The organism is Paraburkholderia yinzeri (assembly GCF_046581065.1).
Classification (GTDB): Bacteria; Pseudomonadota; Gammaproteobacteria; order Burkholderiales; family Burkholderiaceae; genus Paraburkholderia.
The window spans coordinates 2,353,076-2,375,498 of sequence record NZ_JBFOCJ010000001.1 but is presented as its reverse complement, the minus strand read 5'-3'; the positions used below and the strand labels follow the sequence as shown (position 1 = coordinate 2,375,498).

Annotated in this window: 23 protein-coding genes and 1 tRNA gene; 11 read left to right on the top strand and 13 right to left on the bottom strand. The window is 61.0% G+C overall.

Annotated features, from left to right (window positions below; all coding sequences use genetic code 11):
* Positions 1–48 precede the first annotated feature (48 nt).
* The 4 genes from WJ542_RS11335 to WJ542_RS11320 form a co-directional block, all read right to left on the bottom strand.
* Positions 49–1,158, bottom strand: coding sequence for a DNA-primase RepB domain-containing protein (locus tag WJ542_RS11335; protein ID WP_411189378.1), 1,110 nt, complete (start codon positions 1,156–1,158; stop codon positions 49–51).
* Positions 1,158–2,204: a hypothetical protein gene (locus WJ542_RS11330; protein WP_411189377.1), complete on the bottom strand. Its 1,047-nt coding sequence runs from the start codon at positions 2,202–2,204 to the stop codon at positions 1,158–1,160. Before WJ542_RS11330 ends, WJ542_RS11335 begins: the two co-directional genes overlap by 1 nt.
* A gap of 243 nt (positions 2,205–2,447) precedes the next feature.
* Positions 2,448–2,681, bottom strand: coding sequence for a hypothetical protein (locus WJ542_RS11325; protein WP_411189376.1), 234 nt, complete (start codon positions 2,679–2,681; stop codon positions 2,448–2,450).
* Positions 2,682–3,045: 364 nt separating this feature from the next.
* Entirely contained in the window at positions 3,046–3,333 is a 288-nt protein-coding gene (locus WJ542_RS11320; protein ID WP_411189375.1) for a hypothetical protein, read from the bottom strand.
* A 138-nt stretch (positions 3,334–3,471) separates the two neighbouring features.
* Here WJ542_RS11320 and WJ542_RS11315 point away from each other — a divergent pair, with 138 nt between their 5' ends.
* The 7 genes from WJ542_RS11315 (at position 3,472) to WJ542_RS11285 (ending at position 8,803) form a co-directional block, all read left to right on the top strand.
* Positions 3,472–4,041, top strand: a complete 570-nt coding sequence (locus WJ542_RS11315; protein WP_411189374.1) for a hypothetical protein — start codon at positions 3,472–3,474, stop codon at positions 4,039–4,041.
* Between the two features lie 10 nt (positions 4,042–4,051).
* Positions 4,052–4,282 (top strand): hypothetical protein, encoded by a 231-nt coding sequence (locus WJ542_RS11310; RefSeq protein ID WP_411189373.1) that lies wholly within the window; start codon positions 4,052–4,054, stop codon positions 4,280–4,282.
* Positions 4,283–6,439 (top strand): lytic transglycosylase domain-containing protein, encoded by a 2,157-nt coding sequence (locus WJ542_RS11305; RefSeq protein WP_411189372.1) that lies wholly within the window; start codon positions 4,283–4,285, stop codon positions 6,437–6,439.
* 126 nt (positions 6,440–6,565) lie between these two features.
* The gene (locus WJ542_RS11300) at positions 6,566–7,141 is read left to right on the top strand and encodes a hypothetical protein (RefSeq protein ID WP_411189371.1); all 576 of its coding nucleotides are present in this window, start codon (positions 6,566–6,568) and stop codon (positions 7,139–7,141) included.
* A gap of 69 nt (positions 7,142–7,210) precedes the next feature.
* Positions 7,211–7,714: a hypothetical protein gene (locus WJ542_RS11295; RefSeq protein WP_411189370.1), complete on the top strand. Its 504-nt coding sequence runs from the start codon at positions 7,211–7,213 to the stop codon at positions 7,712–7,714.
* A gap of 154 nt (positions 7,715–7,868) precedes the next feature.
* Positions 7,869–8,609 carry a hypothetical protein gene (locus tag WJ542_RS11290; RefSeq protein ID WP_411189369.1) on the top strand — a complete coding sequence of 247 codons (741 nt, stop codon included), beginning with the start codon at positions 7,869–7,871 and terminating at the stop codon, positions 8,607–8,609.
* Positions 8,610–8,620: 11 nt separating this feature from the next.
* Complete coding sequence (locus WJ542_RS11285) at positions 8,621–8,803, top strand: hypothetical protein (protein WP_411189368.1); 183 nt, start codon at positions 8,621–8,623, stop codon at positions 8,801–8,803.
* A gap of 212 nt (positions 8,804–9,015) precedes the next feature.
* Here the strand turns inward: WJ542_RS11285 and WJ542_RS11280 are convergent, their stop codons facing one another.
* Positions 9,016–9,552, bottom strand: a complete 537-nt coding sequence (locus WJ542_RS11280) for a hypothetical protein (protein ID WP_411189367.1) — start codon at positions 9,550–9,552, stop codon at positions 9,016–9,018.
* Between the two features lie 59 nt (positions 9,553–9,611).
* Between WJ542_RS11280 and WJ542_RS11275 the strand changes: the two genes are divergently transcribed.
* Positions 9,612–10,283, top strand: coding sequence for a hypothetical protein (locus tag WJ542_RS11275; RefSeq protein ID WP_411189366.1), 672 nt, complete (start codon positions 9,612–9,614; stop codon positions 10,281–10,283).
* 186 nt (positions 10,284–10,469) lie between these two features.
* Here the strand turns inward: WJ542_RS11275 and WJ542_RS11270 are convergent.
* The 6 genes from WJ542_RS11270 to tig all read right to left on the bottom strand — a co-directional run bounded on the left by WJ542_RS11270 (position 10,470) and on the right by tig (position 17,594).
* Positions 10,470–10,545 (bottom strand) — tRNA-Val (locus tag WJ542_RS11270).
* A gap of 124 nt (positions 10,546–10,669) precedes the next feature.
* Positions 10,670–10,942: an HU family DNA-binding protein gene (locus WJ542_RS11265; protein ID WP_027796408.1), complete on the bottom strand. Its 273-nt coding sequence runs from the start codon at positions 10,940–10,942 to the stop codon at positions 10,670–10,672.
* A gap of 318 nt (positions 10,943–11,260) precedes the next feature.
* Positions 11,261–13,690 carry an endopeptidase La gene (gene lon, locus WJ542_RS11260; protein WP_411189365.1) on the bottom strand — a complete coding sequence of 810 codons (2,430 nt, stop codon included), beginning with the start codon at positions 13,688–13,690 and terminating at the stop codon, positions 11,261–11,263.
* 194 nt (positions 13,691–13,884) lie between these two features.
* Positions 13,885–15,156, bottom strand: a complete 1,272-nt coding sequence (gene clpX / locus WJ542_RS11255; protein WP_411189364.1) for an ATP-dependent Clp protease ATP-binding subunit ClpX — start codon at positions 15,154–15,156, stop codon at positions 13,885–13,887.
* Positions 15,157–15,432: 276 nt separating this feature from the next.
* The gene (clpP, locus tag WJ542_RS11250; protein ID WP_411189363.1) at positions 15,433–16,086 is read right to left on the bottom strand and encodes an ATP-dependent Clp endopeptidase proteolytic subunit ClpP; all 654 of its coding nucleotides are present in this window, start codon (positions 16,084–16,086) and stop codon (positions 15,433–15,435) included.
* Positions 16,087–16,247: 161 nt separating this feature from the next.
* On the bottom strand, positions 16,248–17,594 hold the full coding sequence (tig, locus tag WJ542_RS11245; RefSeq protein WP_411189362.1) for a trigger factor: 1,347 nt from the start codon (positions 17,592–17,594) through the stop codon (positions 16,248–16,250).
* A 471-nt stretch (positions 17,595–18,065) separates the two neighbouring features.
* Between tig and WJ542_RS11240 the strand changes: the two genes are divergently transcribed.
* The gene (locus tag WJ542_RS11240) at positions 18,066–19,214 is read left to right on the top strand and encodes a glycerate kinase (RefSeq protein ID WP_411189361.1); all 1,149 of its coding nucleotides are present in this window, start codon (positions 18,066–18,068) and stop codon (positions 19,212–19,214) included.
* Between the two features lie 200 nt (positions 19,215–19,414).
* Positions 19,415–19,861 (top strand): MarR family winged helix-turn-helix transcriptional regulator, encoded by a 447-nt coding sequence (locus tag WJ542_RS11235; RefSeq protein WP_411189360.1) that lies wholly within the window; start codon positions 19,415–19,417, stop codon positions 19,859–19,861.
* A gap of 104 nt (positions 19,862–19,965) precedes the next feature.
* Here the strand turns inward: WJ542_RS11235 and WJ542_RS11230 are convergent, their stop codons facing one another.
* Positions 19,966–21,069 (bottom strand): DNA alkylation repair protein, encoded by a 1,104-nt coding sequence (locus tag WJ542_RS11230; protein WP_411189359.1) that lies wholly within the window; start codon positions 21,067–21,069, stop codon positions 19,966–19,968.
* A 71-nt stretch (positions 21,070–21,140) separates the two neighbouring features.
* Positions 21,141–21,893, bottom strand: coding sequence for a helix-turn-helix transcriptional regulator (locus WJ542_RS11225; protein WP_411189358.1), 753 nt, complete (start codon positions 21,891–21,893; stop codon positions 21,141–21,143).
* Between the two features lie 117 nt (positions 21,894–22,010).
* On the opposite strand from WJ542_RS11225, the gene WJ542_RS11220 reads away from it, so the two are divergent.
* A complete protein-coding gene (locus WJ542_RS11220) occupies positions 22,011–22,376 on the top strand; it encodes a hypothetical protein (RefSeq protein WP_411189357.1) in 366 nt (121 codons plus the stop codon).
* The last annotated feature ends 47 nt before the right edge of the window (positions 22,377–22,423 follow it).

Sequence of the window (22,423 nt, the reverse complement as noted above, 5' to 3'; positions counted from 1 at the left end):
TTTCAGACCGCTCAGGTTCGCGCCTCAGCGGTCTTTTTTCTTGCCTGTTCAATTCCGGATCGGAAACCTCCAACCGTCCAACGTGTCAGGCGCGGCAGCGTTCGCATCGTCCAGCTTCGCCACAATCGCCGGGATCACGATGGTGTCCACGAAGTGCGACCACGACGCGCGCCACTTATTCTGTTTGCAAAAATCGTGCGAGCAGTCGTACACGTAGTCGAACTCACCGGACGGAATCTTTCCGCGCATGTACGCGCCGTAGGGATCGCCGTTGCCGTGGTGGTCGGCATTGATACATCGCAGCCGGTACTTTCCCGACATGTTCATCTCGACCGCGCCGCCACGACCTTCGCCCATCTGCGCGGCGCTCAGCACGATCCGCGCAATTTCGAGCCAGCGCGCGTTCGCGTCCGCCCCATCCGCATCCGGGTTGCGCGGTCTCGGCGTGCGGATTTCGATGACGAACCCGAAGGCAGACGCAATTTCGTCCAGCGTGTAGCGCGTGTCGTAATCGGAATACAGCAGGCGGACCCGAAAGCCTTCGGGGTACTTCAACGAGCCATCCGGCAGGCGCTTATTGTTGTACCCGGCAGGAAGCCGACCAACGCGCTGAATATCCTTGATGGTCACGTCCCCGCCGCGATCACGCAGCACGTTCCACACGAACGAATCGAGAAAGCCCTTAAATTTGAATCGGTTATCTTCGGGCGCGCTGAGGAAATACCAGACCTGAAAGTTACCGGGCGAAGACTCAACCACGGCACTGGGCGGCAAGATCGCTTCGATATCGGAGAGGCGCAAGCTGCCCTTCGAGCCAACGCCGCTCCCAACGTCATCAATGAAGAAGCCGAACCCGCGCCCGAAGTTGTCCACGCCGCGCCAGAATCGCCACTCGTCCGTCTTCACGTTGAGCGACTTGATCGAAGACGAGATGGGAACGTAGCAATTCGCATCCACGTCAATCCGCTCTTCGCGATAGATCGATGGGAAGAAGCCATTGTTGCGGCGCTTGCCGTCCACGCCAGTCTGTACCTGCGCGTCTTCCGCGTAGCTCACCATCACGCGCTCGTGCGGCAAGATGCCCCGGAACAGTTCGTGAACGAACTCTTTTACAGCAGCCGTTTCCGCCGCGCGTTGCTGTTTGCTGAGGGTCGCCATTACACGATCCCTCGGAGCATGTTGAATATGATCCGACTGGCTTGTGCAAACGATAGATACACCGTGCCGTACCCGCTTTCAGAACCGATAAGCCACCTCGATTCGATTCCGATTCCGTCCACGCTTTCTTTCAAGGCGTGATGGATCAGCGCATACGGTATGCGTCGCACGAAGTCCGGAATCTGTTCGTTGAATCTTTTGCGAGCAGATTCGATGTTGAAGGCAAACTGATTAGCGCCGTGCCACGATATGATCAAATCATCGGCATTCGTCAGCGCGCGCTTGATGTATCCATATGCCGATATCATAGAGCTTGCATCGTCACCAAACAGATCAACGAAATTGCCACTGGACATCATGTGCGTACCAACATCATCAAGCGTAACTAACGTCACGCCCGACCGACTGAAGTAATCTTCGAGTTCCGCCAGCGTAGCCACGCAGTCAATTTCTTCGGCATACAGGATGTAGCTATCAGCTTGCGCAGTGTTACGCTGGCGGACAGCTTGCCGAAGGATGGCGGCGGGGTCTTCGATGACTTCGCCCTTCACGGTTCTGCGATCGCTAATGATCGGCTTGATTTCGATAGCAAATGAGACGCCTTTACCGCCGCAAAACTCGCGGTCACCAGTGCAGTTCGGCTCGCCGCAGTGCAGGCAATTCGCGCCAACGTACAAGTCCCAACCGAACATCGACTCAGGAACGGCGCGAACGTTCTTTCCATGCGTCAGCCAATTGATCGGCCACCCCTCCTCTTCCGTCACGATGTTCAAGACGGTATCGAGAAACCGACCATCGAGAAAATCCAACTGCGCGCGATTGTGGCGAGGCGTCTTGCTAGCACTCAACCGGCTTTTGGTAGCGGCAACAAGGTAGTTGGCGATGTCGGGGTGCGCCGCGCATCGTTCACGATCTTTGAGAAACCAAAGGGCGACATCGAGCCGGTCCTTGATGACGGTATCAAGGGCTTTTCCGAAGTGCGGGCCTGAGACGGGAAATTTGGTGCGACCGTTTGCGGGTCGGATAGATGAGCTTGAGCCAGCCATGGCGCGGCTTCTCCACAAAACGTTGTCCGGGTTGGTCCGGGTGCCTTATTGATCCCGTGACCGCTCTTTCTCACCCGCCTGACATTCTGCGTAGGTCGGTGCTGCGCTAACTGCTCAACTGTTGCCCGGCTATCTTACGTCCAGTCGCGTGTTCATCGTGTCTATCTCCATCGAGACACCGCGAGCGAACAAAGGCCCGCAGCACGAAGCCGCGAGCGGTCATCGGGATTGCATCAGGCCGACTTATGCAGTCTGGTGCTTCAGCTGGATTACAGGAATCTCCATCCCGTACTCATCCATCGTTTCGACTGCCTTCGATAGCGCCTGAAATAACACAGGAAGTTTCTCAGGATCGCTGTAGGAAACCTCTACACACGCTACCGGATCGCACCAACTGATGTTGGCCACGGCCCAGCCTAATCCGGTAGCGTGGATTGCAGCGTTGATGACCAGTTCTGCCGTCTCGATGTTGCACATGATTTGTCCGTCCTCAGAGATTGAGCGCGCACGAACGCAGTCACGCTGCGTGGGCGCGGCGATAAGTAAAAGGTAAATTTTCCGGCTCGAAACTAATCAGACCGCGTTGCGCGATCAGCCGAGATAGGCGGGGTTGGTTATGCGGGCGTCCTGCCTTTGGGGTGCAGGATAGACCAGATACGACAAACCGGACGAAGGTGGTGCCCGGTGCTCAGAGGCAAGGCGATGATAGATCAACGCCCACCCTCTCTGCAAGCCCTTCGAGCAGCCTATTTTGATCAGCAGAGTATTGACTTGTTTACTGACCCGCAGTAGCGCTCCCGAACGCCTGCCACGGCCCACCCGCCGCCAAATCCGGGCGTATCTAAATGTCCGATTCGTCGGATTCTTCGTCACCGCCAGCGAGCGCCGCCAACTCAGCAGCCGTCTTGAACTTACCGCGCAACATCAGTTCCGCACGCGCCTTATCTGCGGCGATGGATTCCGCCGTCTTGCACGTCCGCAACTCCGCACCGGCACGACGCCCTAGCGCAATCAGCGCGCGCTCCACCGACATGCGCGGCTCCGTAAGCGAGGTAAGCGATGCACTCGTGACCGTGGCGGACGAAGCCACTTTGCCGCCGATGTAGATGCGTGATGTGAACTCGGACATAGCCTTTCCTCTTCCAACGTAATTCGGACGCTCCGAAGTATCGCTGCTTCGATGGCGCGGCCACGTACATAACGAGCGCCGACAATACCTGTAGGCGAACGGTTCGCCCCTCCCGTTCAATAAGGATAACTATCAAAAATGAAATCAAATCACAACCCGCTTCACAAAATCCAGATCGCCTTCGATGAAGAGCGATTTCCGGAAGGCGCGAACACCCTCTATCCCGAAGACTTCGCCAGCCGCCCGGTGATCCGCGCGCTTCTCCCCGTTGAAGACAGGCGCTTGTATGCGCTACTGCGCGCCTACGGCCTGTCCAGCGTCGAATCGTGGTCCGCCGCGTTCGCCAAGCACTTCCACATTCACCCGGACGCCGTGGCGAAGGTCGCAGAAGTGTACGAAGAAACCTCCATCGCCAAGCGCGAACTGATCGAAGTGCTCGATACGACCGACCCGCACACGCTGAAAGTCGAATGGGCGCGGCAAGTCCAGCTTATGTCCGTGGCAGCGGAAGACGCAGCAATTCATATTCGCCGCGAATATCTGGTCGATTACCGGGCGATTGACAAGAGCCGGTACGCGCAGCCTTCCGATCACATTGCCCTCGCGGCCATCCTCAACGAGCGTTCGCGTGAGATCGAAATTGAGGAAGCCATCGAACGCGGTGACGGCCCGAAGATCGACTGGGATCGCAAATTCGAAGGCGAGTAAGGAGCGCAATGTGAATCAGATTCCTCTCTCCGCAGTAGTGGCCAAGGCAGCAGAAACGGCAAAAGGCAGGACGCGCGGCGGCAAGGTGGCCGTTTCGACAGCAGACATCCGCGCCGCTGCGGCAGACCTCGGCGCGTGCCTCGACGGTAATTGCCGTGCATTCGGCAAGGCGATGGCTGACCTTGGTTATAAGCGCGCACCGAACGGCCATGACACGGCCCGATACTACAAGGAGCATTAAATGAGCGATCTGGACAAGTTTGTACTCCAGTACCAAGTGGACCTCAAGGACAGTATCAAGCGCCTAGAGTTGCTACAGGACAGGATGAACAAGGTTGGCGACGGCGCGAAGAGCAGCGCCAACGAACTGAAGTCATTCGCCGCAGACGCGTCCGGCGAACTCGGCAAGCTCGTCCCCGGTCTCAACGCAGTGTCGTCCGCCGTCCGTGCGATGGGTACGGAGTTCGCTGTGGCAACCGGCGCACTCGCCACGCTCGCGGTCGGCGTGAAGATGGTCATGAACCTGCGCGACCAGTACAACGGCCAGCGCACGGAAGGAATGCAGTTGGGCGTATCGTCGCTGCGGCTCGAAAACTATCAACGCGCATTCGTTCGCGCCGGTAGCTCGCGGAACGTCACGCGCGATTCCGCATCGCAAGGCATCACGGCCTTCTCCGACATGGCGAACGCCGCCTATCAAGACCCGTCCCGGCTCGGCAGAGAGGCGCGGGTCATGCGTATGCTCGGCGTTGATGTAGGCGCGCGCGGCGCAACCCCGACCGGCACGAACGAGCGCCTTGTCCAACTCGCCACCGGCCTACAGGGAAAGTCTGCCGGACAGGTGCAAGGCATCGCGAAAGCAACCGGCATGAATCAAGATTGGCTGCTGACACTCCAACAGATCGGGCCGCAGATCGGCAAGATAACCGAACTGACGAGTCAGGAAATCGAAACGCGCGGGCAGGCTGAACAAAGCCTTGCCAAGTTCAACGATCAACTCGGCAAGCTGAAAGAGAACTTCCTTGAAGTCTCCAACGCTCTCGCAGAGCCACTGCTGCCCGCCCTGACGAGCCTTGTCCAGTTGATGGAACGGCTCGCGGCAGCTATCCCGAAGTCCGACAACTCGAAAGAGGCAAAGGCAGTCAAGGACTTCGTTGCCGACAAGCGCAGCGGCCCCGCCATGTTTCTCGATCTGCTCAAGGACAAGTACGGCATCGGCCCTGGCGGCGATGTGGTTGACAACAATTCATTCCTCAAGGGCGGCGGCATTCTCGGCGCGCTTGGCTTTGGCGACGAGCCGAAGAAGAAAACCGCAGACCAACAGCAGGCGAAGCAAGCCGCAAAGAAGGAGCAAGACACTCGCGACGCGGCGGTAAACAAGATGGACGAGTCAAACAAGCAAGGCTTGCAGACCGCGAACACGATGGCACTAGCCGTCAATATGTTCGCGGGCGCTGTCCAGTCGTTCTCTTCGGCAATCAACATTCAGCAGGCGTGGGCCGCATGGGCAGGCGAAATCGGGCGCGCAAACAACCTTCCCGGCTCGACCGGCTCGGGCGCACCTTCGCTGTCGGGTGGTGGTCGCGGAAATTGGGCGGCGAATCAGTACGCGTCAGAAATCCGGGCCGCAGCGGCGAAGTACGGCGTTGACCCGCAGATGGTCTATTCGATCATGATGGCCGAATCGACCGGCCGCAACGGTCAATATAGCTCGACGGGCGCGGGCGGTCTGATGCAGGTCACACGCGGCAATTGGAAGGCTTACGGCAATGGCGCGAGCGTCATGGACCCAGCTAGCAACATCATGGTCGGCACCCGCATCTATGCGGAAAACTTGAAGCGATTTAACGGCGATCAGGCCGCAGCCCTGCGCGCCTATAACGGCAATAGCGATGCCAATTATGTCGCGAAGGTCTCCGGGTTCTATGGCGGCAACGTTCGTGGCATCGGTGAGAGCAAAGAGAAGATCAACATTCGCAACGTTCAGCAGAGTATCGCGGACTGGCTCCACGTTCCCGTTGACCAGATTCAGCGCGGCGGCGTTTCGCGCGGCGACGCATCATGGGCGCGCTCGCAGATCGAAGCGGGCATTCAGAACAACATCTACGGCATCCAGAAGCAGCTATCAGTAGGCGGTCTGCCACAACAGGATTACGCCAAGCTCCAACAAGACCTATACGCGCAGTCGCGCGGTCTCGACCTGATGCGCCAGTACGCGCGCGGCGTTGTGGATCGTCAGCCGCTCGGCGACCGTCAGCGAACAATCGGGGAAATGCAAATTCAGATCAACGTGAACGGTACAACCGACCCGAAGGCTGTCGGCCAAGCTGTGAACGACGCGCTGCGGAAGTCGATGACGGATTTGCTCGTCAACAACGCGACGGGCATCAAGGGCTGATCGAGCGCCGCCCGGTGTGACGGTGATGTTCTGCCGTACACCGGGCCACGAGAGAATTCTATTCAGGCGAACCGTTCGCCTTTAACCCCGTATTCGTCAGGAATACTATTAATCAAAGGAGCCGACATGGCAACCCGAATCGTCCACGACAAAATCCCGCGCAATCCGCGCGTCGTCCGCGCTCGTGGCAAGCGCACGGCACAAGATACCGTCACCCCCAGCACGCGCGGCATCCGCACCATCGCTCCTTCCACCATCGGCATCCAAGATCGCGAATACTTCAGCCGCGTCATGACGGTCGCGCAGGCCGCAGGCGACGCGCTCGCCATCTGCCAGAAGCTCCGCGCCACCGGCGATGCAGCGGCCATGAAGACCGCAGACGCGGCAATCAAGCCAATCGGCAAGCTGCTCAAGTCGCTCGACTCCGTCATGCGCGAGTACGTCGCGAATTCGAACGACGATCCCGAAGACCTCGATCACTCCGGCACGGCCAACGCGCCGACCGAAGGCGACCCGAACGCCATCACTAGCCAGGACGCTGCGCAAGTCGCGCGCATCCGCCACGCCCGATTTTCCACGGCAGCGGAGCAGGCCGCAGCGCTAGGCGCATACAACCCCGCACGCGTCGCGCTCGGCCTGCCGGACGAAGTGCCCGATGACGTTTACGCGTTTATTGGCGACGTGTCGAAGGTCAGCAAGTAACGCGCTCGCCGCGCCCGCCGCGCCCGCATCAGGTGGGCGCGGCTGTCGATATTCATCAGGTTAACCAATATGTCAATCCACAGAGCTATCGCGTCGAAGCTGTTCAAGGCGCAAATGTTCCGGCTCGTCGCTACTGACGGTGCAAACAGGGTGGAACTCGATCACAACGAGTTCTTCATCATCCCGTCAGCCACACGGAATAGCGACCGCGACATCGTGGCGTTTCAAGGCGTGTTTTGCCGAAACGACGGCTTCACAGCCAACGCCTTCGTTCTCTCGTTCACCAAGACGGCAAGAGGCGTGCGCTGCACACCGGCACAGTTCGCGTGCGCCGGTCTCGTCAAATCGGAAACGCGATTACTTGGGCTGGTCAGCGTTCTGGACTTCATGATCGCTGCTGGCTGCTATCTGCCGCCCGACTCTTCGGACCTTAACGGTCACATCAGCTACATGACGCGCGCTGGAAGACTTTCCAGCCGCTCTTCGATCATTGCGGACTACCCGGAGTTCAGGAAGCGCGCCGCAAAGATGCTCGATTACGACGATTCGCTGGTCGTGCTGGAAGCCGCGTGACGGTCAGGCGCGGCGTTGTACTCGCACTTGCAGCAGCGTACTTCGCCGCGCGAATCACCGGAGCAATCTTCGCGACACTAGGCAAGAAGTGAACGTATGACGACACCTATGCAAACGAGAATCTTTCTCATGCCAATTAACTTAGGTATGCATAATGATCGTCACCGAAGAGAACATCAACGCCTTGCGCGGCAAGGCAGGCATCTATCGCTTCGTCAACCCGTCCGGTTATGTGTATGTCGGGAGTGGTGTGGATTTGCACAGGCGGCTGAGGGGTCACGAGCGCGACTGCCACAACTCGCATCTACGCCGCAGCATCGCCAAGCACGGGTTCTTCGCTCACGCGATCACAGTTGTCGAGTTCATCGACATCGAAGGGTTGTCTAAGTACGCAGCGCGCAAGGTCATTCTGGCAGCAGAGCAGCGGTGGATTGATGACGGGTTCGCGCGGCACGGCGACAAGTTGATGATGAACATTTACTCTTCTGCGACGGGAAGCCCTCTTGGATTTAAGTGGAGCGAAGATAGACGTTCGAAGTTGAGTGTGTCGAAACGAAAGCTATATGAAGATCAAGCTGCCCTCTCGAAGTTGAGTGCCGCGCACTTGAAGAGTTACGAAGACCCTACCAGAAGAGCGAATAACATCGCCGGGCAGATAAAGAGCTTTGAAGACCCGGCCAGAAGAGCAAAACACCACGCGGCGATGTTCAGCATAAAGGTCATGATGAACGGCGAGCGCTTCGAGCGCTTGAGCATCGCCTTCGAAAAGGCCGGATTCTTTAGTCTAGGAATGCTATCAGAGCACGTTAAAGCCTTCGTCACCCTGTTGCGACGCGACGGAAAGGTGACGATGAACATTGGCGATGAATCGTTTGAGTTCATCGAAATACGTTGATTGAGGAAGAGATGACCAAAGCCGAATTCGACGCGCTCTGGGACGGCGGCCAGTTCGACAAAATCTGGAGCCGCGACCGGGCGATTGCCGCGCTGGAACGGATGGCGACTTTTCCGAATGGAAACAAGTTCACGCGTGCTGCCGCTCGCCGCGAGTTGCGTGAGCTACTCGCGGTTCCCGCTCAGACACGATAGGCCGTGCCCGGACGGCTCCGCGCCGCCGCCCGAACCCGAACCCCTCAGCCCGCTACGCCGACCGCCTAGCGGGCTTCTTTTCGACCGCTCGCGGCTCCCGTTCGAACACTCTATAGAGCGCCGACCGCTCGCGGCGTGGGCCGTCGCCCGCCCCTCGTCCCTCCTGCGTCCCTTCCGCCGCGCTACGCAGTCCCGTACACAACGCGAACGCCCTATCCGGGCGGTTTCGCAGCCTGTATGCGCGCTGCCGTCATAGCCGTCTGCTGCCCTGCAATCTGGCGGCGCGAATCGGCGTCCGCCGCAAGCTCTCCACGATATTTTTCTACCAAGGTGGACAGGCTAGTCTTGATTTTGTGCGCGGCAATAATCTCGGATTCCAACTGCTTCTCGGACATGGCGGAAAAATCAGTGCCTTCGCGCGGGATCGCCGCAGCGATTTTGGTCACTTCGGCGCGGTCAGCTTCAAGCGTCTGTTCCCAGACGACCATAGCGCCTGATCTGCCAAGCCCCCTTGCAGCCATATTCGCCTTCCGAGACCCATCTGCTTGGGACATCACCTGCCGAAGCGTGCCGATTGACTCGCGAGCTTCGCCCAAATCCTTCCGAAGTGCCAGCCGCAAGTCCAGAGCTTTGATCTGGTTGCTTCGCCGGTAGCCGATATAGCCCATGACTGCGCCGGAGATTCCCGTCGCCATGCCGACCATCCCGGCCACCGCGCCAACGTAGTCTGTCCAACCCAGATTAGCCATTTGGCCCCCGCATGTGCTGTTTTGGCTATCATACGGTGGACCGAAGTACGGAGACCACTATGGCTACAAGTAATAACGACAAGCCCCAAAAATCGCCTTGGCGGAGAAGGATTGTCTGGTTCGCTGCCTTCGTTATCGCATTCGTGGCGGTGAAGTCATACAAACAACACGCGGCGGATAGCGAAGCCATCGCGCAAGGCACGGAAAAAGCAACAGCCTCAATGCAGCAACTCCAGAGTCAGGCGGCCCAGCAGCACCCGGACCAGCCGCTGGGCGTCGCCACAAGCAATGCAGCGGCTGCACAGGGTCAGGCGAGACTCGCATCGGAATCAGGGGCCCAAAAGGCTGACGAAGCTGCCGGCCAATTTCTGGGCTACTACCTCGCCAATGTCCGAGCGCGGTTTGATTACTGCAAGTCGCAAGGCGTGGATATCAGCACGTTTGTTTCTGCATTCAAGCAGCATAACGCGACCCTCTATGAAAAGAGCCGAGTGATCAACGCTCGCGGCCCGTATTCGGCAGATGTGTTGGAAGACACAATGTACAAACAGATGGGCCCGACGATGGAGCAGATGATTCGGAAGAACACAGAGGACTTGGCAACGCGATCAAATACGACTGCGGCCGCTCTTTGCCAAGCACTGGCCGCATCCCCGGTCGAAGCGGTGAACCAACTGGATTTATCGCAGATAAACCCGCCGCTCTATCAGGCCCTCTCGGAAGCGCAATAGTGGTCCGTTCGCACGGTAGACCATAGCTGCCTGCCGCACCACGCCCTTCTGCGTCCCGCAAGGTAAAATAGTGGCTCGCGGATTTGACGCAGGGACGCCCAAGGACTTTTATGGGACTCCGCGAGCGCAGAAATGAAAAAAGGGCTCACGACTGAAAATCGTAAGCCCTTGATTCTATGGAACTTTTGGTGGGTGCTGAGAGGCTCGAACTCCCGACCTACGCCTTGTAAGGGCGCCGCTCTACCAACTGAGCTAAGCACCCAGCTTCGCGATTCCTGTACTGCGGGTGCCACATGGATGCCACGCTTGCGCCACCTTGGCTAACCCGCGCATTCCAACACGACCTCAAATCACCTGAGCGGAAGCGCCGTCAACCAGCTAGCCAATTAGTTTAGCGCATCTTTCAGTGCTTTGCCAGGCCTGAATTTCGGAACCTTCGCGGCCTTGATCTTGATCGCATCGCCCGTGCGCGGATTGCGGCCCGTGCGCGCGGTGCGCTTGCCGACGGCAAAGGTGCCGAAGCCGACCAGCGTGACCGATCCCCCCTTCTTGAGCGTGCCCTTGACGCCGCCGATCACGGCGTCGAGCGCGCGTCCTGCCGCCGCTTTTGAGATATCGGCTTGTTGTGCAATATGGTCGATCAATTCCGTCTTATTCATTCCAGCCCCCGAGAATGTGTTTGACAATCGTTATGGCGCCTGCCACGCCGGATAAAGGAACCAGGCAGGAACAAAAAACTGGAACACACAGCCCGGCAGAACGCCGGGCCCCGCACATTTAACGGAGCCGAAAGCGCGATGTCAAGCGGGGTTCCGCCTGATTCGACGGGACATTCGAGGGAATATTCGATTTCCGCATCCAGGCGCGGATCAGGCGGAGCGGCCATAAAAAACCCGCGGACAAAGCCGCGGGTTCTCGGGACCTTCGCCGCGCCGCGCCCGCACCGGGCGGTGCGGCGGGCACAGGATCAGCCGGTTTCAGTGCTTGACCACTTCGGTCGTAGCACCGGCATCCTTCGATTCGGCCACGGGCGCCTTGGCGTCCTCGGCCTTCACCTCTTCTTCCGGCAGCGGCTGCGGCACCCGCTCGAGCGCGAGTTCGAGCACCTTGTCGATCCAGCGGACCGGCACGATTTCGATCGCGTTCTTCACGTTGTCCGGAATCTCGGCGAGATCCTTGACGTTCTCTTCCGGGATCAGCACGAGCTTGATGCCGCCGCGATGCGCCGCGAGCAGTTTCTCCTTCAGCCCGCCGATCGGCAATACTTCGCCGCGCAGCGTGATTTCGCCCGTCATCGCGACATCGGCGCGCACCGGAATGCCCGTGAGCACCGACACCAGCGCGGTCGTCATGGCGCCGCCGGCGGACGGACCGTCCTTCGGCGTCGCGCCTTCCGGCACGTGGATGTGGATGTCCTGCTTCTCGAACGCCTCGTCCTTGATGCCGAGACGACGCGAACGCGAACGCACCACCGAACGTGCCGCTTCGACCGATTCCTTCATGACGTCGCCAAGCGAACCCGTGCGGATCACGTTGCCCTTGCCGGGCATGACCGCCGCTTCGATCGTCAGCAGGTCGCCGCCCACTTCCGTCCATGCGAGGCCCGTGACCTGACCGATCTGGTTTTCCTTCGCCGCAAGACCAAAGTCGTACTTGCGCACGCCGAGGAAGGTGTCGAGGTTGGCGCTGTCCACCGTGACGGCCTTGTCGGCCTTCTTCAGCAGCAGCATCTTCACGACCTTGCGGCAGATCTTCGACACTTCGCGCTCGAGCGAACGCACGCCCGCTTCACGCGTGTAGTAGCGAATGATGTCGCGGATCGCGCCTTCGGTCACCTCGATCTCACCCGGCTTCAGCCCGTTGTTCTTCTTCTGCTTCGGCAGCAGGTAACGCTGGGCGATGCTGACCTTCTCGTCTTCCGTGTAGCCCGAGAGGCGGATGACTTCCATCCGGTCGAGCAGCGGCGGCGGAATGTTCAGCGAGTTCGACGTGGCGACGAACATCACGTCCGACAGATCGAAATCGACTTCGATGTAGTGGTCGGCAAACGTGTGGTTCTGTTCCGGATCGAGCACTTCGAGCAGCGCCGACGACGGATCGCCGCGGAAATCCATGCCCATCTTGTCGACTTCGTCGAGCAGGAAGAGCGGATTGCGCACACCGACCTTCGCGAGGCTCTGCAGGATCTTGCCCGGCATCGAACCGATATACGTACGGCGGTGGCCACGAATCTCGGCCTCGTCACGCACGCCGCCCAGCGCCATACGCACGAACTTGCGGTTCGTTGCACGCGCAATCGACTGGCCGAGCGAGGTCTTGCCGACGCCGGGGGGCCCGACGAGGCACAGGATCGGCGCCTTGACCTTTTCCACGCGCTGTTGCACCGCGAGATACTCGAGAATGCGTTCCTTGACCTTCTCCAGACCGTAGTGGTCTTCGTCGAGCACGGCTTCGGCATTCGAGAGGTCGTTGTTGACCTTGCTCTTCTTGCGCCACGGCAGGCCGATCAGCGTGTCGATATAGTTGCGCACGACAGTGGCTTCGGCCGACATCGGTGACATCAGCTTGAGCTTCTTGAGCTCGGCGTCGGCCTTCTTCTTGGCTTCCTTCGGCATGCGCGCGGCGGTGATGCGCTTCTCGAGCTCTTCGAGATCGGCGCCCTCTTCGCCTTCGCCCAGTTCCTTCTGGATCGCCTTGACCTGTTCGTTCAGGTAGTACTCGCGCTGGCTCTTCTCCATCTGGCGCTTCACGCGGCCGCGGATGCGCTTTTCCACCTGGAGAATGTCGATTTCGGCTTCGAGCTGGGCGAGCAAATGCTCCAGACGCTCCACGACCGGGAACATTTCGAGGATGTGCTGCTTCTGGTCGAGCTTGAGCGGCAGATGCGCGGCGATGGTGTCGGCAAGACGGCCTGCTTCGTCGATGCCCGACAACGAGGTCAGGATTTCCGGCGGGATCTTCTTGTTGAGCTTCACGTATTGATCGAACTGCGAGACGATCGCACGGCGCAGCGCTTCGGTTTCCGCGCTGTCGGCATGATCGGGCTCGAGCGGTTCGACCTCGCACGAGAACTGCGTTTCCTGTTCTTCGATCGAGAGCGTTTTCGCGCGCTGCAGGCCCTCGACGAGCACTTTCACCGTGCCGTCGGGCAGCTTCAGCATTTGCAGGATGTTTGCGATACATCCCACTTCATACATGTCTTTTTCGGTCGGCTCATCCTTGGCGGCGGTCTTTTGCGCGACGAGCATGATGTGCTTGCCGCCCTCCATCGCCGCTTCGAGGGCCTTGATCGATTTCGGCCGGCCCACGAAGAGGGGAATCACCATATGCGGGAAAACTACGACGTCTCGCAGCGGCAGCAGCGGGAGCGTGGTGCGTTCCGGCGGAAGGAGTTGGGTGCCTGACATTTCATTTCCCCATGAATGGAATCAATTGTTCGGTAAGTGAGGCCTGAAAAACCGATTGCAAGCCTCGCGAGGGTGGGAAAAGTTCAGTGACTCCAAAAAAAGTGCGCCATCGACCACAAGATAAACGAAAAAGCCGTTCATCCGATTGTATGAACGGCTTTTTCCCGGTACTCTTTAGCCGATCATCACCGCCATCAGTTCGACCCTGCAACTTTGGGCGCGTCCTCATAGATCAGGAGCGGCTTGCCGTCGCCATCGATCACGTTGTCGTCGATGACCACCTTGCTCACGCCCTTCATGGCCGGCAGCTCGTACATCACGTCGAGCAACGCCTGTTCCAGGATCGAGCGCAGGCCGCGCGCCCCGGTTTTGCGGCGGATCGCCTTGCGGGCGACGGCCTGCAGCGCGGCCGGACGAATCTCCAGCTCCACGCGCTCCATGTTGAAGAGCTTGTGGTACTGCTTGACGAGCGCGTTCTTCGGCTCGACCAGAATCTTCATGAGCGCGGCTTCGTCGAGCTTGCCGAGCGTGGCGACCACCGGCAGACGGCCGATCAGTTCCGGAATCAGGCCGAACTTGATCAGGTCTTCCGGCTCCGTCTCGCGCAGCACCTCACCCGTGTCGCGCTCCTGCTTGCTCTTCACGCTCGCGCCGAAGCCGATGCCGGTTTTCTCGGTGCGGTCGGTAATCACTTTCTCCAGACCATCGAAGGCGCCGCCGCAAATGAACAGGATATTGGTCGTATCGACCTGGATGAAATCCTGGTTCGGATGCTTGCGGCCGCCCTGCGGCGGCACCGATGCCATCGTGCCCTCGACGAGCTTGAGCAGCGCCTGCTGCACGCCTTCGCCCGAGACGTCGCGCGTGATCGACGGGTTATCCGACTTGCGGCTGATCTTGTCGATTTCGTCGATATAGACGATCCCGCGCTGCGCCTTGTCGACTTCGTAATTGCAGTTCTGCAGCAGCTTCTGGATGATGTTCTCGACGTCCTCGCCCACGTAGCCGGCTTCGGTCAGCGTGGTGGCGTCGGCGATCACGAACGGTACGTTCAGAAGGCGTGCGAGCGTTTGCGCGAGCAGGGTCTTGCCGGAGCCCGTCGGCCCGATCAGCAGGATATTGCTCTTCGAGAGCTCGACGTCGTCTTTCTTGTCGAGGTGCTTGAGGCGCTTGTAGTGGTTGTACACCGCCACCGCGAGGATCTTCTTCGCGCGCTCCTGGCCGATCACGTACTGATCGAGGATGTCGCGGATCTCCTGCGGGCTCGGCAGGTCCGAGCGCGACAGCGCAGCGTCGACGCCGGCGCCCGCGGCTTCGTCGCGAATGATCTCGTTGCACAGGTCGATGCATTCATCGCAGATGAACACCGACGGACCCGCAATCAGCTTCTTCACTTCATGCTGGCTTTTGCCGCAAAACGAGCAATACAACAGCTTTTCGCTGTTAGAACCTTTCTTGTCCGCCATGGATAGAGAGCCTCCGGACACTCTGTTACATAATACGCCGTTTTTCCCCCGGCCACGCCGGGCGGGGGGCGCACGAACCGCTTGCTGTGACGGCGTGCGGGCCGCAGGCTGCGAGCGCGTATGCCGATTATTTCACACGGTCCGCGCGGCGGCGCCAATCCCTTTTTGCACGAGGTCCATGAGGGCCGAACCCTCGCCCCGTGCCTCGGGCAGCGCGCCTGATTAAATAAAACTGCGTAAAACTGCGTAAAACTGCGTAAAACTGCGCGGGCCGGATCAGGGGCGCTTGTGCAGCACCTGGTCCACGAGACCGTACGCCTGCGCGTCGTCGCCGGACATGAAGTTGTCGCGGTCGGTGTCGCGCGCGATGCGCTCGACCGGCTGGCCCGTGTGATGCGCGAGCAACTGGTTCAGGCGCTCCTTCAGGTACAGGATTTCGCGGGCCTGGATTTCGATGTCCGACGCCTGGCCGCGCGCGCCGCCGAGCGGCTGGTGAATCATGACGCGCGAGTTCGGCAGCGCAAAACGCTTGCCCTTCGAGCCCGAAGCCAGCAGGAACGCGCCCATGCTGGCCGCGAGGCCCATACAAAGGGTCGAAACGTCCGGCTTGATGAACTGCATCGTGTCGTAGATCGCCATGCCGGCCGAAACCGAACCGCCCGGGCTGTTGATGTACAGGCTGATGTCCTTGTCCGGGTTCTCGCTTTCCAGGAACAGCAACTGGGCGACGACGAGGTTCGCGGTCTGGTCGTTCACTTCGCCGACCAGGAATACCACGCGCTCCTTCAGAAGACGCGAGTAGATATCGTAGGAACGTTCGCCACGGCCGCTCGTTTCCACGACGATCGGCACGAGCCCGAGCGCCTGCGGCTCAAGATCCCGCGACGCATGGGAGGTCAACGTATCCAGCGATTGAGCGCGAATGGTCATGCGGTGCATCCTTGTCTGGAAAAGTTCTTCTGATTAACCCGAATGGCGACGGACCCTGCAAAAATCAACCACACCGCCAGCGTGGCTAAATTGCGCGGATACAAAAACGGCGTGCTCGCCGTCGGTCGCCCCGACAGCCGGCACGCCGGAGCACAGCAACTTCAAGCCTGCGCCGTTGCGCTTGCCAGTTCCTCGAAGCTCACTTGCTTGTCCGTCACTTTCGCCTTGCCCAGCACGAAGTCCACGACGTTCGATTCGACGACATAGGCTTCCATTTCGGCAAGGCGCTGCTGGTTCGAATAATACCAGCGCACGACTTCCTTCGGGTCTTCGTAGCTTTTCGCGAATTCGTCGACTTCGGCACGGATCTGCTCCGGCTTCGCCTCGAGGCTGTTCGCCTTCACGAGCTCGGCCAGCACGAGGCCCAGCTTCACGCGGCGCTCGGCTTGCTCCTTGAACATCTCGGCCGGGATCGGCGCGTCCTTCGCGTTGGGCACGCCGCGCTGCGCGAGGTCGGCGCGCGCCATTTCGACGAGGCGCTCCTGGTCCTGCGCGACGAGCGCGTTCGGCACGTCGAGATCGGCGATCTTCAGCAGCGCGTCCATGACCTGGTTCTTCACGATGGCCTGGGTGCGGCGCTTCGCTTCACGTTCGAGGTTGTCCTTGATTTCGGCGCGCATCTTCACGAGATCGCCGTCGGCAATACCGAGCGACTTCGCGAATTCCGCGTCGATTTCCGGCAGATGCGGCCACTCGACCTTCTGCATCGTGATCGTGAACTTCGCGGTCTTGCCGGCGACGTCCTTGCCGTGATAGTCCTCGGGGAACTTGAGGTCGAACTCGCGCGACTCGCCAACCTTCAGGCCCGTCGCCGCGGTTTCGAATTCCGGCAGCATGCGGCCTTCGCCCAGCACGAACGCGAAGCCCTCGGCGCTGCCGCCCTGGAATGCGACGTCGTCGATCTTGCCGACGAAGTCCACCGTCACGCGGTCGCCGCTCTTCGCTGCGGCGTCGGCACCGCCGTCACCGTGCTCGCCCGCTTCGCCGCGTGCGTGGAAGTGCACGCGCTGCTTGCGCAGGATGTCGAGCGTGCGATCGATTTCCGCGTCGGTGATGGTTGTGGTCGTGCGCTCGATTTCGGCGCTGCCCACTTCGCCAATCTTGACTTCCGGATAGACCTCGAAGGTCGCATCGAACGCGTAGTCGCTTTCGGCTGCCTCGGCCTTCGGCGCGAAGCTCGGCTGGCCGGCCACGCGCAGGTTCTCGGCGCGGCTGATGTCGAAGAATTCCTTGCCGACCTTGTCGCTCAGCACTTCGGCTTCCACCTGGCCCGAGTACTGCTGGGTGACCATCTTGAGCGGCACCTTGCCCGGGCGGAAACCCGGCATGCGCACGTTCTTCGCAAGTTGGCGGATGCGCGAGTCCACTTCTTTCTGCACGGCATCCTTCGGCAGGGAAATCGTCACGCGGCGTTCGAGCTTGCCGAGGTTTTCTACAACGTTAGCCATGGCTTCAATCGTCCTAAAATTTGTTCGAGCGAATCAGTAATCTTTGCTGTGCCGCGGTCCGCCATCCGTCGGGGTAGCGGACCAGGCGCGCTGCTTTTGTCCCTGCTTCTGTCCCAACGGCGTCACACCTCGTTGCGCCGCTCACGGGAAGCATTCAGGCAGCGTTCGACACGGTTCCGTCAAAAGAGCCAAGTATTTTAGCAAACTATTTTCCCCATAAAACGAATTTACCCTTCGGGGTTGCCCGGAATGCCGGAAAGGCACGTCCGAACCCGTCAAAACCGGCCCAAAACGTCGATTTCCGGAAGGATCGGCGCAGCGCGCCCCGCGCCATGCCGGGCGCCGATCCACGCTATCGCTGGCAGGGTATCCAGCGGACACGGTGAGGCTGTTAAGCTTACGGACGAGCCGGATGCCCCACCGGCCTCAGCCGACGCTTGAGACACGTCAACCCTTGCCAGCAGAGACATCATGCCCAACCCGTCATCCGACGCTCCTGTCGTCGTCATTGCTCCAGATTCTTTCAAAGGCTCGCTGAGTGCGGACGGGGTCGCCGCCGCGATCGCCGAAGGCATCCGCCGCGCCCGTCCGGACGCGCAAATTCACATCTGCCCGATGGCCGACGGCGGCGAAGGCACGCTCGACGCCATGCTGTCGGTCGGCGGCGAGCGCCGCGTCATGACCGTGCGCGGCGCCGCGGGGCCTGAGCGCCAGGCCGCTGCCGGCGTCCTCCACGACGGCAGTGCGATCATCGAAACGGCCGAGATCGTCGGCATCACCGACCCGGTCGGCATGGGCGTGCCCGTGGCCGCCCGCAGCACGGTCGGCATGGGCGAAGCGATCCGCGCGCTGCTCGACGAAGGGGTGCGGCGCGTCTACGTCGCGCTCGGCGGCAGCAGTACCAACGACGGCGGCGCCGGCCTGCTCGCGGGGCTCGGCATGCGGCTTTTCGATGCAAACGGCGAGGCGCTCGCCGCCACGCCCGATGCGCTCGCACACGTTGCGCGCGTGGACGTCTCGGGACTCGACGCGCGTCTTGCCGAAACCTCGTTCGTCGGCATGTCCGACGTCGACAACCCGCTCACCGGCGAGCACGGCGCAACGGCCGTATTCGGTCCGCAAAAGGGCGTGACGGCCGAACAGGTCGCGCCCATCGACGCCGCGCTTGCGCGTTTCGCCGACCTCGTCGAAGCGGCGCTCGGGCGGCGCGTGCGCGACGAATCCGGATCGGGCGCGGCGGGCGGGCTTGGCTTCGCGCTGCGCATGCTGGGCGCGAGCTTCGAACCGGGCGCGGAGGTCGTGGCGCGCCAGATCGGCCTCGACGATGCCCTGCGCGGCGCGAACTGGCTCATCACCGGCGAAGGCCGCTCGGACGTGCAAACGCTGCACGGCAAGGCGCCCTTCATCGCCTGCCGTCATGCGCGCGCAGCGAACGTGCCCGCAACGCTGCTGTCGGGCGCCGTCGACCCGGCCGCGCTGCCACGGCTCGCCGAGCACTTCAGCGGCTGCTTCTCGCCCGCTCCCGGGCCCATCACGCTCGATACGGCGATCCGCGATGCCGCGAAGCTGCTCGCCAACGAAGCCGAGCAACTGACACGCCTCGCCTTCGGTTCGCGCTGATTAGCGACAAAGAAGCGGACGAAGAAGCGGATGAGCAAACGGCAAGCGCTTCGCTTTCCTATTTAAGCGATTAAAAGATGCGCGCGCCACGTTCTTTCGTGGTGCGCGCGATGCGTTACGAATTGACCCGCGCGCCGGTTGCGGCAACAATCACGTCACGCGCGACACGATCGCGCCATCCTCACGCGACCAGGACGACCATGAAGGCAAGCAAAGCCGGACTCGAGCAGTTTCTGACCTATCGGCTCCATGTCCTGAACAAGCTGTCCGAACGGGGCAGCAGCGAACGCTATCAGGCGAAACTCGGGATCACGCTGCCCGAGGCGCGCCTCATCGCGGCGGTAGGCGCATTCGGCCCGTTCTCGGTGATGGAGCTCGCACGTCACGCGAATCTCGACAAGAGCCAGGCAAGCCGCGCCGCCGAGGCGCTGATGCGTCGCGGTCTCATGCGCCGCGACACGAGCGAGGAGGACGGCCGCCTCGTGCTCGTCTCGCTCACGCCGGAAGGGCGCGAACTCTACCGCAAGGTCATGCCCATCGCCCGCAAATGGAATACCGACCTGTTCGCGTGCCTCGACGAGAAGGAGCGTGAAACGTTGCGTCGCGCGCTCGACAAGGTGATCGAGGCGGCACACGCGGAACTGTGAGCATCCGCTCGCGCGTCTTGCGTGAGCCCATGGCCGGATAGATCGGAGGAATCGCAGGACGCGAGCGGCTTGCCCCGCTCGCGCTGCCGCCGGGGTCATACGCGTCATCGCACCAGATCAAAAGAAGTCTGCGCAACGACACCGCCGTTGACGATCAGCTCGATCTCATGCCTGCCCGAATAATGCGTGCGCGTCGTGAAATCGCGAATCGGCTGGCTACGGCCAAGCGTAATGCGCTGGCTTGGCGCCAGCGTCAGGGTCTTCAGCTTGAACACTTTTTTCGTCACGCCGCTCCGCTTGACGTAAGCAATGCGGTAATCGACCACGAGCCGCTGCGCCGCGTCTGCCGTCGAGCGCAGTTCGCACGAAAGCGTGATCGCGCCACCGAGGACGACCGTTTCCGGCGTCACGGAAAACGGCCCGACAGCGATGCCGGGCGTGCTTTGCGCACCCAGCATCGCTAGCGCCCGCGCGTCGCCCCGCTTCACCAGCGTACGTAATGCGTGGGAAACGATCCATCGGGTAGGCGGGTCCTCGATACCCCATCGGGTAGCTTGCTCCAGCACCCACGCGGGATGAACCTTCGTCACGTCGTTCAGATGGTTCGCGACCGACCGGCGCACGTACGGGCTGGGGTCCGCGCGAAGGTTATCGAGAATTCGCCTCGTCAACGCCGGGTCGGTATCCAGTTCACGAAGTCGAAACGACCATGGCAGACGCGGCCGGCTGCCTTCGCTGGCCAGCCGTCGCACGGCATCGTCGGCATCGCGCGACCAAATCTCCATGGTCGCCAGCGCACGAGGCAGGTCATCGCGCAGGAATTCGCGCACCGCGAATTCCGACGAACCGAACCGGGTGAAGTATTTCAATGCGTCCATCGAGCGATCGAAGGCATGCCGGCCGTGCTGCCCGACAAAGTCGGGCGCGACAAGCGCAACGAATCCCCGGTCGAGCCGGGGCGCGGCCTGCGTCAGCAGCGCGAGTACCGCGTCGTAGCCGTCCGGCAACGCGTGCGCCCCGGCATGAATGGCATGGCTGGCGCGGCGTATGCGTGCCATCAGGGACAGCGAGTCCAGGTCGTCGAGTGCGGTCGCGAGAAAAGCATGCGCGTCGAAAGCAGGCTCGATCGATTTCAGCAGGGTCGACAGAGCGCGGAACTGTAGCTCTCCTATCGATTGCTTCAGCGGCACAGCAGCTTGAGTGGTCATGGCAAGGCGGGTAGCCGGTCGCACGGCGGGCCCGTGAGTCGGAGAAGCAGGGAGTGTCGCCGAAGCGGCTGTCAGTTCCTGTCAGCAGCGTGCGGCTCCATGGAAAGCGCAAGATGCTCGTGCAAGCGGCGCATCAATTCGGCGCGACTATCCGGATAGCGTGCACCTTCCGTCGCTGCGAGGATCCGGTCGGTTCGGAACGTGCGAAAGGCTCCGCGGAGTTCGCACCATGCGGCAAGCACTCGCGCGCTGTCCATGAAACCGATCTGCACGGGCCAGACCACGCGTTGCGAACGACGCCCGGCCGCATCGGCATAGACGATTTCCAGACGACGCTGCGCCCGGATCGCGGCACGCAGGCGCGCCAACTCGACCAGGTTGCCGGGAAAGGATGGCGCGGGCGGCCCCGGCATCGCCAGCGGCACGTCGAGTGTCTCGCCCGCCTCCGGCGGCAAGACGGCGGCGATCTTCGCCAGCGCCTTCGCGGCGGCGGTTTTCAGCACGTCGTCGCCGCGCTGGTCGACGTAGCGCAGACCCAGCATGATTGCCTCGATTTCCTCGCGCGCGAACATCAGCGGCGGCAGGACATGACCGGGTTTCAACAGGTAGCCGATGCCGGCGCCGCCTTCGATGGGCACGCCCTGCGCGACCAGCTCGGCCACGTCGCGATAGATCGTCCGCTCTGACACCGCGAGCTCGTCCGCGAGTCGCGCGGCCGTTACGGGCCGCCGCCTCGTGCGCAGTATCTCCATCAGGCCCAGAAGGCGCCCAGAACGTGACATCCGCCGCTCCCGGTTCGACAGGGATCTCGATCCCAAACACATTCCGGAGATTGTAAGCCGTCTGCAGCACAACACCGGAGCAGGCCAAGGCATGCCGTCCTGACAGGAACTGACATTCCCTTCGCTTACGATCGTTGCCAGACCTCTCTGGAGAACCCCATGGAAGACATCACCCACACCCTTCCCGACGTCATTGCCGCTCACATCGCCGCGCACAACCTCGCCGATCCGGCAGCGTTCATTGCAACATTTTCCGCCGATGCATGGCTCAATGACGTCCGGCGAGAATTCATCGGCCATGACGCCATCCGGGCATGGGCCGACAAGGAAATTTTTGGCGACCACGTGACAATGCAGGTCGAAAAAGCCTTCCGGAATCATGCGAATGTCGTGATCCACGCGAAAGTCGATGGGAATTTCGACAAATCGAATTTGCCCACGCCCCTTATCCTCAGCTACTACTTCACGTTAGAGGCGAGAAAGATCACGCAATTGATTATTCTGCGGAACGAGCCCGAACGGTAAGTTTCGATAGTGCGCCCGCGAAGGCCGGATTATCGGGGCCAGAATTG